General features: G+C 69.9%; 11 protein-coding genes, 1 pseudogene and 1 riboswitch. Of the genes and pseudogenes, 8 read left to right on the top strand and 4 right to left on the bottom strand.

Going from position 1 to position 14,163, the window contains the following annotated elements; all coding sequences use genetic code 11:
- The first annotated feature begins 139 nt into the window (after nt 1–139).
- Nucleotides 140–892 (top strand): ComEA family DNA-binding protein, encoded by a 753-nt coding sequence (locus ATK36_RS27365; protein ID WP_098514097.1) that lies wholly within the window; start codon nt 140–142, stop codon nt 890–892.
- On the top strand, nt 889–3,279 hold the full coding sequence (locus ATK36_RS27370) for a ComEC/Rec2 family competence protein (RefSeq protein WP_386998826.1): 2,391 nt from the start codon (nt 889–891) through the stop codon (nt 3,277–3,279). The genes ATK36_RS27365 and ATK36_RS27370 overlap by 4 nt, the downstream gene beginning before the upstream one ends.
- A gap of 81 nt (nt 3,280–3,360) precedes the next feature.
- Here ATK36_RS27370 and thrC read toward each other — a convergent pair whose 3' ends face one another.
- The gene (thrC, locus tag ATK36_RS27375; RefSeq protein WP_098514098.1) at nt 3,361–4,626 is read right to left on the bottom strand and encodes a threonine synthase; all 1,266 of its coding nucleotides are present in this window, start codon (nt 4,624–4,626) and stop codon (nt 3,361–3,363) included.
- Nucleotides 4,627–4,639: 13 nt separating this feature from the next.
- Nucleotides 4,640–4,773, bottom strand: a riboswitch (SAM riboswitch).
- A 133-nt stretch (nt 4,774–4,906) separates the two neighbouring features.
- On the opposite strand from thrC, the gene holA reads away from it, so the two are divergent.
- Complete coding sequence (holA, locus tag ATK36_RS27380) at nt 4,907–5,878, top strand: DNA polymerase III subunit delta (protein ID WP_098514099.1); 972 nt, start codon at nt 4,907–4,909, stop codon at nt 5,876–5,878.
- Between the two features lie 423 nt (nt 5,879–6,301).
- Here the strand turns inward: holA and rpsT are convergent, their stop codons facing one another.
- Nucleotides 6,302–6,562: a 30S ribosomal protein S20 gene (rpsT, locus tag ATK36_RS27385; protein ID WP_098514100.1), complete on the bottom strand. Its 261-nt coding sequence runs from the start codon at nt 6,560–6,562 to the stop codon at nt 6,302–6,304.
- Between the two features lie 387 nt (nt 6,563–6,949).
- On the opposite strand from rpsT, the pseudogene ATK36_RS27390 reads away from it, so the two are divergent.
- Both ATK36_RS27390 and ATK36_RS27395 read left to right on the top strand, forming a co-directional pair.
- Nucleotides 6,950–7,839, top strand: a pseudogene (locus tag ATK36_RS27390) (DMT family transporter).
- A gap of 23 nt (nt 7,840–7,862) precedes the next feature.
- Entirely contained in the window at nt 7,863–8,237 is a 375-nt protein-coding gene (locus ATK36_RS27395) for a VOC family protein (protein WP_098514101.1), read from the top strand.
- Here the strand turns inward: ATK36_RS27395 and ATK36_RS27400 are convergent.
- The gene (locus tag ATK36_RS27400; RefSeq protein WP_098514102.1) at nt 8,234–8,821 is read right to left on the bottom strand and encodes a class I SAM-dependent methyltransferase; all 588 of its coding nucleotides are present in this window, start codon (nt 8,819–8,821) and stop codon (nt 8,234–8,236) included. The two genes, ATK36_RS27395 and ATK36_RS27400, sit on opposite strands and share 4 nt — an antisense overlap.
- A gap of 116 nt (nt 8,822–8,937) precedes the next feature.
- Here ATK36_RS27400 and lepA point away from each other — a divergent pair, with 116 nt between their 5' ends.
- Both lepA and ATK36_RS33965 read left to right on the top strand, forming a co-directional pair.
- Nucleotides 8,938–10,788, top strand: coding sequence for a translation elongation factor 4 (gene lepA, locus ATK36_RS27405; RefSeq protein WP_098514103.1), 1,851 nt, complete (start codon nt 8,938–8,940; stop codon nt 10,786–10,788).
- Nucleotides 10,789–11,191: 403 nt separating this feature from the next.
- Entirely contained in the window at nt 11,192–11,473 is a 282-nt protein-coding gene (locus ATK36_RS33965; RefSeq protein ID WP_245915229.1) for a Uma2 family endonuclease, read from the top strand.
- Between the two features lie 612 nt (nt 11,474–12,085).
- Here ATK36_RS33965 and ATK36_RS27415 read toward each other — a convergent pair.
- Nucleotides 12,086–12,532 carry a pyridoxamine 5'-phosphate oxidase family protein gene (locus tag ATK36_RS27415; protein ID WP_098514104.1) on the bottom strand — a complete coding sequence of 149 codons (447 nt, stop codon included), beginning with the start codon at nt 12,530–12,532 and terminating at the stop codon, nt 12,086–12,088.
- Nucleotides 12,533–12,585: 53 nt separating this feature from the next.
- Here ATK36_RS27415 and ATK36_RS27420 point away from each other — a divergent pair, with 53 nt between their 5' ends.
- Nucleotides 12,586–13,635, top strand: coding sequence for an NAD(P)H-dependent flavin oxidoreductase (locus ATK36_RS27420; RefSeq protein ID WP_098514105.1), 1,050 nt, complete (start codon nt 12,586–12,588; stop codon nt 13,633–13,635).
- Nucleotides 13,636–14,163: the final 528 nt, after the last annotated feature.

The following is a 14,163-nucleotide window of genomic DNA, read 5'->3' on the forward strand; positions in this document are numbered from 1 at the left end:
AGGCAATAGTGCACGCCGGTCCGGCCGAACCGAGGCGATTAATGGCTTCGGGGGCCGAGTTGTCCACAAGGGGTGGGTTGTCCACAGCCCCCGCGGAACTTGCTCGCCGACGGCCGGTCCGGCCGCTAGCGTCGATCGTGTGTTCGAGCAATCCGCCCGTGATCCGGGCACTCCCGTCAACGCCAGGCTCGCCTGGCTGGCCGATCAGCTGGCCGCAGGCCCGCAGACGGTCGGGCCGGGTGGCCGGCTCGTCCGCCGCTGGCTGCCCGGAGGCAACGACCCCGGGCACCCCGGTCTGCCCGCGATCTTCGGCCGTCGAGGCGTGCTCGTCGGCATTTCCGCAGCGCTCGCTGCCGTGGTCGTGGTGGTCGGCTTCGCGGTGTTCGGCGGATCTCCGGCGGCGGAGGTAGCCCCACCGCTGCCAAGTGCTCGTGCTCAGGGGCACGCAGCGGGTGCGGCGTCCTCTTCGTCGGCGGCCCAACTCGTCGTCAGCGTCATTGGACGAGTACGGAATCCGGGGCTCGTCACGGTTCCGGCAGGTTCGCGCGTGGCCGATGCACTGCGCTCGGCCGGCGGCGCGGTCCCGGGCATCGATCTTTCCGGCCTCAATCTGGCGCGCAAGCTCACCGACGGAGAACAGCTCGCGGTCGGCCTGCCGGCGGCCCAGGCCGCTCCGGCAGGCGCCGGAGCCGCGCCCGGCAAGATCGACCTGAACTCCGCGACGCCTGAACAGCTCGACACACTTCCCGGAGTCGGCGAGGTCACCGCGCGGCGCATCATCGACTGGCGTACCCAGCACAGCGGGTTCACCAGCGTCGAGCAGCTTCGCGATGTCGACGGCATTGGGGAGAGCAAATTTGAAAAATTGCGCGATCATGTGGCGGTCGGATGACGATCGCCAGCCGCTCGGACCCACGGATGAATTCCTGGCGTGATCACGATTTCCGCCTCGTCCCGGCGGCGGTGGCGGGATGGGCGGGTGCACTTGGCGGGCTACAGCTCGGCTGGTGGGTCGCGGTTGTCACCGGAGTGCTCGCGGCAGTCGTGGCGCTGCTTCTGCTGATCCGCGGCCGTCGGCGGTTCGTCGGTGCCGGGGGAGCGTTGCTGCTCCTCGGATTGGTCGCCGCGATCCCGACTGCGGCGCGTATTCACGACGCCGAACACGATCCTCTCGCGTCGGCCGCTGTCCGCGGAACCACCGCGTCGCTCCGGATCGAGATCAGCGAGCGTCCGCGGCCCATTCACAGAGCGGGCTACGCCGATCAGCAAGCCGGTACTCGATCAGTCGCCGTCCCCGCGGTAGTGGAAGCGGCCACTGTGGACGGTCAGGCAGTCGACTCGATGGGGCGGGTACTCCTGCTCGCGCCGGTCGCGGAATGGGGAGCGTTGCTGCCTGGCCAAGAGGCGACGGCCACCGGGCGGCTCAGCTCCGCACGAGGCGGCGATCTGACGGCGGCGGTGCTCTCCGTGCGAGACCGACCGGTCGACGTCGGTCCGGCGCCATGGTGGCAACGAGCGGCGGAGACCTTGCGGAGCGGGCTGCACTCATTGTGCTCCGTGTTGCCCGAGGAACCGGCCGGCTTGCTGCCCGGTCTCGTCATCGGCGACACCAGCGCACTGCCGCAACAGGTGGAGCAAGAGTTCACGGCCTCGGGTCTCACCCATTTGATGGCCGTGAGCGGTGGCAACGTCGCGATCATCTGTGGCGCCGTATTGCTGTTGTGCAGGCTACTACGCGCCGGGCCGAGATTGTCTGCAGTAGCCGCCGGCGTGTGTCTGCTCGGCTTCCTGGTGCTGGTGGGACCGGAGCCGAGTGTGGTGCGGGCCGGGGTGATGGGCGCTGTCGGGCTGCTCGCGCTGGCGTTGGGGCGCCGTGGCTCCGCACTGCCCGCGCTCTCGTTCGCAGTGTGCGTGCTCGTCGGATGGGACCCGGCGATGGCGGCGGACTTCGGGTTCGCATTGTCGGTGTTCGCCACCGCCGGGCTGGTGCTGATCGCGCCGAAGTGGGCGGATTCCTTGGCTCGCCGAGGGATTCCGCCGGGTTACGCGGAAGGTCTTGCGGTCCCGCTGGCCGCTTTCGTGGTCACTGCGCCAGTGATTGCTGGGATGGCAGGTACGGTCAGCCTGGTCTCGGTGCTCACGAATGTGCTTGCGGCACCGGTGGTCGCGCCGGTCACGGTGCTGGGAGTGCTGGCCACCGTCGTCGGTCCGTGGTGGAGCGGTGCCGGGCACTTGTTGATCCGGCTGGCCGATCCTGAGGCGCGGTGGCTGATCACTGTGGCTCGCCACGGTGCGCGGGCACCTGGCGCGGTGTTCGGCTGGCCGGGTGGCTGGCTTGGGGGACTGTGCGCGGCCGGACTGATGATCCTCGCCGTGGTGGTGCTGCGGTTCCGTCGGCTGCGAGTGCTCGTGGCGGTCGGGCTGGTGGTGGTGCTTCTGGCGGTGGTGCCTGCCCGGGTACTGGAGCCCGGCTGGCCGCCGAAGAACTGGGCCGCAGTCGAATGCGACGTCGGACAGGGTGACGCCCTCGTATTGGCGACCGGTGAACCCGGGCGTGCGGTGGTGGTCGACACCGGGCCGGAACCGGGGCCGGTCGACGAATGCCTGAACCGGCTCGGCGTGGACAGGGTGCCGCTGATCGTGTTGAGCCACCTGCACGCCGACCATGTGGGCGGGCTCTCGTCGGTGTTCGAGGGGAGAGCCGTCGGCGCGGTCGCGGTCGGGCCGGGGCGGGCACCTGCGTGGGCGTGGCAGCAGATCTCGGTCGAGGCCGCGAAGCACCAGGTCCCGCTGGTGGAGGTGAACCAGGGCCAGCGGCTCGACTGGCCGGGCTTGTCTCTCGACGTCCTCGGGCCGCGTTACGCGACCACCAGATCGCCCGCCCTGCAAGACGGCACGATGATCAACAACAGCTCAGTGGTGCTGCGCGCCACCACGTCCGCCGGCCGGGTGCTGCTGAGCGGGGACGTCGAACTGGCCGCGCAGGCGGACTTGCTGGCCGGGGGAGTGGACCTGACCGCGGAGGTACTCAAGGTGCCACACCACGGTTCGAAATACTCCGTACCGCAGTTCCTTGCTGCGGTTCGGCCGCGCGCGGCCTTGATCAGCGTGGGTGCGGGCAACGGATACGGGCATCCGAGCAAGTCCACAGTGGACGTTCTGGGGACGTTGGGTGCGCTGATCACCCGGACCGATGTCGACGGGGACACCGCGGTGCTTCCCGGCGATGGTGGGCCGGTCGTCGCGCGACGGGGTGAGCCACGGGGACCACCGCACTAGCTGCTGCCAGTGCCCGGCGGCGTGCCGGTTCGTATCCGGTCACCGAACGGCGGCGACCGGATACGGCCGGACCGTCGTGGGTCAGTAGCCGAGTGCCTTGCTCACGGCCTCCGTGGACGGCGGCACCGTCGCCTTCGGGCCGAGGTGGTTCTCCACCGCGTCGAGGGTCTTGAGGCCGTCGCCGGTGATCAGGAGCACCGTCTCCGCGTCCGGGTCGAGCTTGCCGGTCTCCAGCAGCTTCTTCGCGGTGGCGACGGTGACCCCGCCCGCCGTCTCGGTGAAGATGCCTTCGGTGCGCGCGAGCAGCCGGATGCCCTCCACGACCTCCTCGTCGGTGACGTCCTCGATCGCGCCGCCGGTGCGGTGGACCACGTCGAGCACGTAGGGGCCGTCGGCCGGGTTGCCGATCGCGAGCGAACGGGCGATGGTGTCCGGCTTCACCGGCTGGACCACGTCGTGCCCGTTGCGGAACGCCGTCGACACCGGGGAGCAGCCGGTGGCCTGGGCGCCGAACACCTTGTACGGGCTGGCTTCCACGAGGCCGAGCTGACCGAACTCGCGGAAACCCTTGTCCACCTTGGTCAGCTGGGAACCGGAGGCGATGGGCACCACGATCTGTTCCGGCAGGCGCCAGCCGAGCTGCTCGGCGACCTCGAAGCCGAGCGTCTTCGAGCCCTCGGAGTAGTACGGGCGGACGTTGACGTTCACGAACGCCCACTTCGGGTGCTCGGCGGCCAGCTCGGTGGCGAGGCGGTTCACGTCGTCGTAGTTGCCGTCGACGGCGATCAGGTCGCCGTCGTAGACCGCGGTGGTGAGGATCTTGGCGCGTTCGAGACTCTTCGGGATCAGCACGACCGACCGCCAGCCGGCGCGCGCGGCGGCGGCCGCGGTCGCGTTGGCCAGGTTGCCGGTCGAGGGACACGCGAGGACCTCGAAGCCGAACTCGCGGGCCGCGGCGAGCGCCACCGCGACCACACGGTCCTTGAACGAGTGGGTGGGGTTGCCGGTGTCGTCCTTGACCCACACGGTCTTCAGACCGAGTGCCTTGGCGAGGCGGTCGGCTCGCACGAGCCGGGTACTGCCCGGTTCGGTGTTCGGGGTCTGCTCGACGGTCGAGGGGACGGGAAGGAGTTTCTTGTAGCGCCAGATGTTCTTCGGTCCCGCCTCGATGTCCTCGCGGCGCACGCGGCCGAAGTCGTAGGCCACTTCGAGCGGCGAGAAGTCCTCGGCGGACACGAATTCCGGGGCGAGCGGCTGCCGGTGTCCCTCTTCCTTCGACACCAGCTCGACGGCGGGGCCGAGATCGAGCGTGGTGCGGGTGGGGTCCGTGCCGAGGGATGCGGTCATCGCGAGGTTCCTTTCCTCATCTGTCCCGCCATGGCGGGCCGGAATTGGCACCGTGTTCGTCAGCTACCCCGCGATCGCGGGATGACAGGCTGTACGCCGGTTGCCGGGGCTTCGTCGGGCCGTTCCCTCTGCCCCTCTGGATGAGCGGTATTCAGTTGTGGGCGCACCGCAGTGGGTGCCGCCTGGGCCACACCGTACGGCACACCGATCACCTCATGCCATGGAGGCGGTCCAGATCACCGGAGCGGGCGGACTGCCGGCCGGGTGAGAGAATGGCCGGGTGACCACCGCACCCGCGCCGCTGCACCTCGTCACGGGCGAGGAAGAACTGCTCATCGAACGGGCCGTGCGCGCCGCGCTGGACGCGGCGCGGGCCGCCGATCAGACGGCCGACCTGACCCGGATTCGGGTGTCCGAACTCACACCGCCCGAACTGGCCGAACTGGTCAGTCCCTCGCTGTTCGCGGAGGGGCGGGTGATCGTACTGGAGTCGGCGCAGGACATCTCGCAGGACCTGTCCGACGCGGTGCTCGCCTACCTGAAGGCCCCGGCGGACGGGGTGGTGCTGGTGGTCGTGCACAGCGGCGGCGGGCGCAGCAAGGCGGCCAAAGCGCTGCCGGGCGCGCTGAAGAAGGCGGGCGCGGAAATCACCGAATGCCCGAAGCTCACCAAACCCGCCGAACGGGAATCGTTCGTACGCAACGAAGTCCGCCGAGCGGGCGGCAAGATCGACCCGGCTGGCGTGTCGGCTCTGCTCGACTCCGTCGGCTCCGACCTGCGCGAGTTGTCCTCGGCGGCGACCCAGCTGGTCGCGGACACCGGCGGCGTGGTCGACGAGCAGGCGGTACGCCGTTACCACACCGGCCGCGCCGACGTGACCGGGTTCGCGGTGGCGGAGAAGGCCGTGGCCGGTGACCGGGCCGCCGCGCTGGAATCGCTGCGCTGGGCCATGCAGCTGGGCGTCCCGCACGTGCTGGTCGCCGACGCGCTGGCCGACGCCGTTCGCACCATCGCGCGGGTGTCCGCCGCCGGCCGCGGCAACCCGAACCAGATGGCCGGCGAACTCGGCATGCCGCCGTGGAAGATCCGCAAGGCACAGGGCCAGTCCCGGGGCTGGGGCCAGGACGGCCTTGCCACCGCGATGCGCGTCGTGGCCAGGCTGAACGCCGAGGTGAAAGGCGCCGCCGCGGACGCCGACTACGCCCTGGAACGAGCCGTCGTCGAGGTGGTCATCGCGAGGGGCGACCGCTGACTGAGACCCGATCGTCCAGCCTTGCGACCGGCTCGGTGGCGTGGCGGAGCAGAGGCGAGCTGGGCGGGGAGAGCCTGGCTGCCAGGGAGCCATGCGAGACGTTCGGCGGCCCGAGGTCGGGCAGGTATGCGAAGGGGCTCGCGTCCCGCAGCCGGGTAGGCATGCGAGAAAGACGCGGCCGCCGGGCGGGCAAGTATGCACCTTTGGCGACCCGAGACCGGGACGGTATGCGAGGACCCGGCTGAGGCCGGGTAGGCGGGGGAAGAGCGCGACGTCCCTGACCAGAGGGGAACCCGGGCTGTCCGAGATCAGCCTGCGAAACCAGGGCCGGTCCCGCCCAGGAGCCCGGGCGGCCCGGAGGTTACCCGGGCATGCGAAAAGGCCCGGCGACCGAGGTCACCGGGCCTTCAGGCGAACTCCGGCTCAGAGCTGGTTCGCGCGCTTCGCGATCGCCGACTTCTTGTTCGCGGCCTGGTTGGCGTGGATGACGCCCTTGGTGACCGCCTTGTCGAGCTTGCGAGCGGCCTCGCGCTGCAGCTCGAGGGCCTTGTCCTTGTCGCCGGCCTCGGCGGCCTCGCGGAACTTGCGGATCGCGGTCTTCACCGAGGACCGGATCGCCAGGTTGCGCTGCCGCGCCTTCTCGTTCGTGGTGATGCGCTTGATCTGCGACTTGATGTTGGCCATGGAGGCGTCCTCATTTCACTCGATGAAGGTCGTCACCGCGACGTACTGGCTCCGGCAGCGCCCGCGAAGGCGACCGGGTTTCCTCCCTGACGGAATGCCGCACGGCGACGAGGGGAAAGCTTAACAGTCCAGCTCGGCGGTCCTGCGAGGTGCCCGGATTCCTCCGGCCCGGGTCTCGGCGCCGGCGGTCGTCCGGTACGTCCTTGCCGTCTCGGCTACCGTGGGATCCGGTAGTGCCTAGGGTTCCGTCGCCGGGCCGTCGTCCGTCTTGTGCGGGCGCTGTGACAACGAGGGCCGGCGGGGCTGGTCCGAGCGGCACCGTCGGCCGGGCAGGGTGCCGGTCGTTCATCTGACGGGACAAAAGCCTGGAGGAACCCGGTCTTCGGCATGCGCGGAAGACCAGAAGGGGTTCTCGTGAACGGCACTGCTCTGTCCATGGTCCTCGCCGCCGCGGTCGTGCACGCGGTCTGGAATCTCGCGGCCAAGCGGGTCTCCGGCGGGGGTGCGCAGTTCGTCTGGCTGTACTACACGGTTTCCGCGGTTCTCTTGCTTCCGTTCGTGGTGGTGGCGCTGGTCGTCGAGCCGGAGCGTCCACAGTGGAGCTGGCTGGGGGCGGCGGTCGTCACCGCGGCGCTCCATGTCGGGTACGGGATCGTGCTGCAGCGTGGTTACGACGTCGGCGATCTGTCGCTCGTCTACCCGCTCGCGCGCGGGACCGGGCCGCTGTTGTCGGTGCTCGTGGCGGTTCTCTCTTGCACGAGCGGCCCGGCGTGCTTGGCCTGATCGGGGCGCTCCTCGTGGTGGCGGGCGTACTCGTGATCAGTCTCTGCGGCAGCCACGCGGGCGAAGGGGCACGGCGGGCAGGCGTGTTCTACGGCGTGCTCACTGGCGCCATGATCGCGGCGTACACGCTTTGGGACGCGCAGTCGGTCACTACGGTGGGCATGCCGCCGCTCGTCTACTTCGGTGGTGGAGCGCTCCTACAGAGCATGCTGCTTGCGCCAACGGCCGTACGTGGCCGCGTTGAGGTCGGACGGCTGTGGCGGGAGCACCGTCGCGAGGCGCTGATCGTCGGGGTCGCGTCGCCGTTGGGGTACCTGCTGGTGCTGTACGCGCTGCAGATCGCTCCCGTGAGCCTCGTTGCGCCTGCGCGGGAGCTGTCGATCGTCTTCGGCGGGGTTGCGGCGTGGCTGCTGCTGGGTGAGCGCAACGCAGTGCGAAGGCTGATCGGTTCGGTCGTGGTGCTGGCCGGGATCGCTGCGATTGCGGTGGCCTGAGCCGCTCCGGTAGGCATGCAGCCATGGAAGTACTGAGCAGCCGGATGCTGATCCACCCGCGTGATCCGCAGATCTCGACGGCCTTCTATCGCGACACTCTCGGCCTGGCCGTCGAGCGCGAATTCCCCGGTGGCACGCGGTTCTTCGCCGGCGGCGGCTCGATCGAGGTGGTCGGCTCCGGGCAGACCGCGCCGAGCCCGGACGTCAACCTGTTCCTGCAGGTCCGCGACCTGCCCGCGGTGCTCGCCGACCTGGCCGTCCGCGGGGTCGAGCCGGTGCGCGGGCCGCAGCGCGAGCCGTGGGGGACGGACGAGGCGTGGATCACCGATCCGGACGGTCTGCGGATCGTGCTCGTCGAAGTCCCCGAAGACCACCCGTTGCGCCGCGACAGCCGTTAGCCTGGCTTTCGCGCTCGCAGTTGCGCGGCCAGCGCGGTGAAGCCTGGCGGCTCCCAAGTCCAGGTCTGCAGGTCGGTGAAGCCCGCTTCGGCGGCTTCGTCGGCCAGCTCGTGACGGGTAACCTGTAGCAACTTTTCGTGCGCAGACAGCAACAAGCGTCCGCCGGGGCGCAGCACGCGGAACAGTTCGGCGAACGCGGCCGGCCGGTCGTCCCAGAGCTGGACGTTGTTCACCGTGAGTACCACGTCCACGCTGGCGTCCGCGGATCCGGTGTGTGCGGCCGTGCCCGCGCGAAGTTCGACACGGTCGCCGCAGCGGGCACGGCACAGTTCGCGCATCTCGGCGGACGGCTCGACGCCGATCACCTCGCCGGCCAGCCGGCTCGCGGCGTCCAGGCCGAGCCCCGGGCCGGGGCCGGTGACCAGCACCGTTTCGTCGGGTTCGAGCTGGGCGAGGTCGACGATGCGCTGTTCGGTGGCCGCGTTGGCGAACGCCATCAGCCTGCCGCCGATGCGGCCGAGCAGGCCGCTCGGGTGGCCGAACGCCCGGTCCAGCGTGGCGCCGGGGGAGGGTGAAGTGGTCATACTTCGAGGTCACCACGAGCGCCGTGACCTCGCATCGGGGATGACCCCCACCCGCACCCGGAGGTCCATGGGAACATGGGAGCCGGACACTCCCGACCATCCCGAGGACAGCCCGAGTGACAGCGCCCAAGACGTTCGCCGACACCACCTTCACGCCGCCGGAGTTCATCCGCAACTTCTGCATCATCGCCCACATCGACCACGGCAAGTCGACACTGGCCGACCGGATGCTGCAGCTGACCGGCGTCGTCGAGGAGCGGGCCATGCGCGCGCAGTACCTCGACCGCATGGACATCGAGCGGGAACGCGGCATCACGATCAAGGCCCAGAACGTCCGGCTGCCGTGGCAGGTCGGCGGAGTCGATCACGTGCTGCACCTGATCGACACGCCCGGCCACGTCGACTTCACCTACGAGGTCTCCCGCGCGCTCGAAGCGTGCGAGGGCGCGATCCTGCTGGTCGACGCGGCGCAGGGGATCGAGGCCCAGACGCTGGCGAACCTGTACCTGGCGCTGGAGAACGACCTGCACATCATCCCGGTGCTGAACAAGATCGACCTGCCCTCGGCGGATCCGGAGAAGTACGCCGCGGAGATCGCGCACATCATCGGCTGCGATCCCTCGGACGTGCTGCGCGTGTCGGCCAAGACCGGCGTGGGCGTGGCCGAGCTGCTGGACGAGTGCGTGCGCCAGGTCCCGCCGCCGGTCGGCGACGCGGACGCACCCGCCCGGGCGATGATCTTCGACTCGGTCTACGACACCTACCGCGGCGTGGTCACCTACATCCGCGTGGTGGACGGGAAGATCACCCCGCGCGAGAAGATCCGGATGATGTCCACCGGGGCCACGCACGAGCTGCTCGAGGTCGGCATCATCTCGCCGGAGCCGAAGGTCAGCAAGGGGCTCGGCGTCGGCGAGGTCGGCTACCTGATCACCGGCGTGAAGGACGTGCGCCAGTCGAAGGTCGGCGACACCGTGACCGCGGAGCGCAACGGCGCGAAGGAGCCGCTGGCCGGCTACCGCGAGCCGAAGCCGATGGTGTTCTCCGGCCTGTACCCGGTGGACGGCTCGGACTATCCGGAGCTGCGTGAGGCGCTGGAGAAGCTGCAGCTCAACGACGCCGCGCTGACCTATGAACCGGAGACCTCGGTGGCGCTGGGCTTCGGCTTCCGCTGTGGCTTCCTCGGGCTGCTGCATCTGGAGATCACCCGCGACCGGCTGGAGCGCGAGTTCGGCCTCGACCTGATCTCGACCGCGCCGAACGTGGTGTACCGGGTGGTCCTGGAGGACCGCAGCGAGCTCGTGGTCACCAACCCGTCGGACTGGCCGACCGGGCTGAAGATCTCCGAGGTGCACGAGCCGGTGTCGAAGGTGAGCATCCTCGCGCCCTCCGAGTTCGTCGGCACGATCATGGAGCTGTGCCAGGCGAAGCGCGGCACCCTGCAGGGCATGGACTACCTGTCCGAGGACCGGGTGGAGCTGCGGTACACGATCCCGCTCGCGGAGATCATCTTCGACTTCTTCGACACGCTGAAGTCGCGCACCCGCGGATACGCCTCGCTCGACTACGAGGAGTCCGGCGAGCAGGCGGCCGACCTGGTGAAGGTGGACATCCTGCTGCAGGGCGAGACGGTGGACGCGTTCTCGGCGATCGTGCACAAGGACGCCGCCTACACCTATGGCAACCGGATGGCCACGCGGCTGCGCGAGCTGATCCCGCGCCAGCAGTTCGAGGTGCCGATCCAGGCCGCGATCGGTTCGCGGATCATCGCGCGCGAGACGATCCGCGCCATCCGCAAGGACGTGCTCGCCAAGTGCTACGGCGGCGACATCTCGCGGAAGCGGAAGCTGCTGGAGAAGCAGAAGGAAGGCAAGAAGCGGATGAAGACCGTCGGCCGGGTCGAGGTCCCGCAGGAGGCCTTCGTCGCCGCACTGTCCACTGAGGACAGTGGGAAGAGTAAGAAGTAATCCACTTTCGGGTGAACGGCGGCTCCGGGTTCTCCGGGGCCGCCGTTTCTGTCGGTGCTCTCTGGTGTGCTCTGGTGCGAACAGGGAAAGGAGAGCACCATGACGGACATCGAGCGTCCGGCCGGAGCAGGTCCTATGACGGTGCGCGACCTCGAGGGGATGCCGGAAGACGGCCGCCGTTGCGAACTCATCGACGGAGTGCTCGTCGTGAGCCCCGCGCCGGGTTTCCGCACCAGAAGATCACCTACCGGCTTTCCGGCGTGCTGGACGCGAGTTACCGGGAGGACCTGGACGTTCTCGGGGCGCCGTTCGCGGTGCGTTCAGGGGACCGGGTTGAGCTGCAGCCGGACGTCCTGGTGGGGCGGAGCGAGGACTTCACCGAAAGGATCTGCCCGCGCCACCCGTGCTCGCGGTCGAGGTGCTGTCCCGGAGCGCGGCGATCCACGACCTCACCACGAAGAAAGCCGTCTACCAGCGGCTGGACGTGCCGAGCTACTGGGTGATCGATGCGGCGGGCCGGATATCGCCGCGTTCGAACTCGACAGTGACGGGGTGTTGCCAGCAGGTCGCCAAGGCGGCCGGAGCCGAGCCGTTCGACGCGGTACGGCCGTTCCCGGTGCGGCTTGGTGCCGGACGAGCTGCTCGGACGGACGGTGACCGGTCGGGTGGAGTGGTGATCGGGTGAGTTCGGCTGGGTCGGGGCGGCTCTGCCCGGACGGGTGCTGGTGGATGGGTTCGGTTGGCGACGGGTGACGGGATGGCGGCCGGCTGGGTGACGTGGTGATGGGGTGGGCAATGGCAATGGGCGGTGACAGGCAGGCTGGGTAGTGACGGCGTGGTGGCTGAGCAGGCCGGGTGGTGATGGGGTGATGACGCGGTGGAAAGGCAGCGACGGGAGGGCAGGTGGGCGTGACGAAGCCGGTGTGGGTGTGAAGAAACTGAAGGTGGACGTGACCAAGCCGAGGTGGGCGTCACAAAGCTGAAGGATGTGATGCGGGCGGGTTGGGTGGTGATCGGGTAGCCGGGTGGTGATCGACTTGGCGGGAGGAAACGACGTCGGTCGGTCGACCCGTCCGGTTGAGGCTCCGTGTGCACCGGGCTCAGCGCTGGCAGTGGAGCGGTGTTTTTGCCGGATTTGCCGGTTTGGTGTGCCGCGGAGGGTGCCGTTTTGTGCGGTGCGGTGTGGCATCGAGCCTGCGGCGAACCGCAAGTCCGGCGGCATCGAGCCGTCTACGAACCGGGGGTCCGGTGGCGTAATCGGGCGGCGCCGCGGAGGCCCTGCCGGGCGGCGCCGGGGTCAGTTCACGCCGGTGATCCGGTCCGTGGTGATGAAGACCGCGGCGCGGCGTTCGGCGGCCATCACACGGTCGTACTCGGGCCAGTTGTCGTGGGTGCCGGTGGCGGACTTGAACACCTCGCGCAGCAGGGCCGGCAGGTCGGTGGCGGGGAAGGCCGGGTCCGGATCGTCGGGGCCGAGGATGTGGGTGCGGCCGGTGACCGAGGCCCAGTGCCAGCCACGGCGGAAGGTCACGGTCGCGTGGCCGGCGCGGCGGAGCAGGGTGAGTTTGCGGGCGTCACCGCGGGCGACGAAGGCGACGCACGGTGCGCCGGTCACCGGGTCGGGGTGGATGCCGGCGTTGACTACGGTGCTGTGCACAGTGCCGTCGGCGCGGGTGGTCGAGACGGTCGCGAGGCCGTTCTCCTGGAGGGACAGCGCGCGTACTGCAGCCAGATCTGAGGTCATGTCCCTTCTCAACGCCCGAGGGGTGCGAAATCTGCCGGGGTTAGGCTCGGGGGATGTTCGAAGATCTCGAGTTTCCGGTGATCGCGGCGCCGATGGCCGGTGGGCCGAGCACTCCGGAGCTGATCGGTGCGGTGACCGCGGCTGGTGGGCTCGGGTTTCTGCCCGCGGGGTACCTCGCGGCTGAGACGTTCGACGCCAAGCTCGCGCGCACGGCTGAACTCACCGGCGGCCGTTACGGAGCGAACCTCTTCGTCCCCGGCAACCGCTCCAGCGTCGACCTGACCGGGCACCGGGAGCGGATGCGGGCGGAGGCGCTGAAGTACGGCGTCGAGCCTGGTGAGCCAGTGTGGGACGACGACGAGTATGCCGCGAAACTCGATCTGGTCGTGCAGCGGCGGGTTCTACTCGTCTCGTTCACCTTCGGTGCCCCGGCTGCGGCCGAGGTGCAGCGGGTGCAGGACGCGGGCGGCCGGGTGCTGGTTTCGGTGACGAACCCGGATGAGGCCGGTCTCGCCGCGGCGCGGGGTGCGGACGCGCTGGTGGTCCAAGGGCCGGAAGCCGGAGGGCACCGCGCGTTGTTCACCGACGACCCGGCGAATCCGGCCGGTGGTGAGCAATACGGTTTGCTCGCGTTGCTCCGGCTGATCCAGGCGCGCACGGACCTTCCGCTGGTCGCTTCGGGCGGGCTGGTGCACGGCGCGGACGTGGCGGCGGTGCTCGCTGCCGGTGCCGCGGCCGCGCAGCTGGGCACGGCGTTCCTGCGGGCCACCGAAGCGGGGACGGCGGCGCCGCAGCGTGGAGCCCTGGCGAAAGGCGGGCGGCGGACGGCCTTCACCCGGGCGTTCAGCGGACGTCCGGCCCGTGGCATGGTAAACCGCGTGCTCCGCGACCTGTCTGCGGACGCCCCGGCGGCCTACCCGCAGCTGCACCACCTGAGCAAGCCGGTGCGCGCGGCGGCCGGGCGTGCGGGAGACCCGGAGGCGATGTCCTTGTGGGCCGGGCAGACCTACGAACTCGCCGGCGAGGGTTCCGCGGTGTCCATTGTGGAACGTCTGCGCGCCGAGGCGAAAGCGGCCGCCAGTCGGCTCGATCGGTTGCGCTGAAAGGGAAAGCCCGACGTGGGGTGGGCAGCTGCCCTGGCTGGTCGCTGGACCGGAGGGAAGGAGTAGAGGTGGGCGATCGTTTGGGGGAGCGCGCTGTTCGGCTGGGCCGGGATAGCTGACCCGGGGGAAACCGGGGCGCAGCCGCGCAGCGGCGCAGCCGCCGGAGAATGGTGGCGGGTCGCCCAGGGGAACGGAGCGAGCCGCCTGGGTGAAGGAACTTGGGCTGTCCGGCTGGAATCGGGGCCGCTTGCTGTGGTGGGGTGGGAGCTTGGCGGTCTGCCCGGAAACAGGGTGAGTCGCCTGGTCGATGAAGGGTCGGTTGCGAGGCTGGGATTGGAGCGGCTCGCCGCTGCGGAGAATGCTGGGTGGGCCGTGTGGCGGAGTGAGCCGCCTGGTTGGCGGAGCGCGGGCTGTCCGGCTGGAATCGGAGAAGTCGCCGCGGTAGAGCCAGGTGGGCCGCGCGGCGGAAACAGGGCAGTCACCGGAGAATGCTGGGCGGGGTGCGCCCAGGGAGACGGAGCGAGCCGC

This window comes from Amycolatopsis sulphurea (assembly GCF_002564045.1).
Classification (GTDB): Bacteria; Actinomycetota; Actinomycetes; order Mycobacteriales; family Pseudonocardiaceae; genus Amycolatopsis; species Amycolatopsis sulphurea.

Bases quoted from the DNA above. Each gene is read 5' to 3' on its own strand.
- ATK36_RS27370 (WP_386998826.1), top strand. From the start codon at position 889: ATGACGATCGCCAGCCGCTCGGACCCACGGATGAATTCCTGGCGTGAT.
- thrC (WP_098514098.1), bottom strand. From the start codon at position 4,626: ATGACCGCATCCCTCGGCACGGACCCCACCCGCACCACGCTCGATCTC.
- rpsT (WP_098514100.1), bottom strand. From the start codon at position 6,562: ATGGCCAACATCAAGTCGCAGATCAAGCGCATCACCACGAACGAGAAG.
- ATK36_RS27395 (WP_098514101.1), top strand. From the start codon at position 7,863: ATGGAAGTACTGAGCAGCCGGATGCTGATCCACCCGCGTGATCCGCAG.
- ATK36_RS27400 (WP_098514102.1), bottom strand. From the start codon at position 8,821: ATGACCACTTCACCCTCCCCCGGCGCCACGCTGGACCGGGCGTTCGGC.
- ATK36_RS27415 (WP_098514104.1), bottom strand. From the start codon at position 12,532: ATGACCTCAGATCTGGCTGCAGTACGCGCGCTGTCCCTCCAGGAGAAC.
- ATK36_RS27420 (WP_098514105.1), top strand. From the start codon at position 12,586: ATGTTCGAAGATCTCGAGTTTCCGGTGATCGCGGCGCCGATGGCCGGT.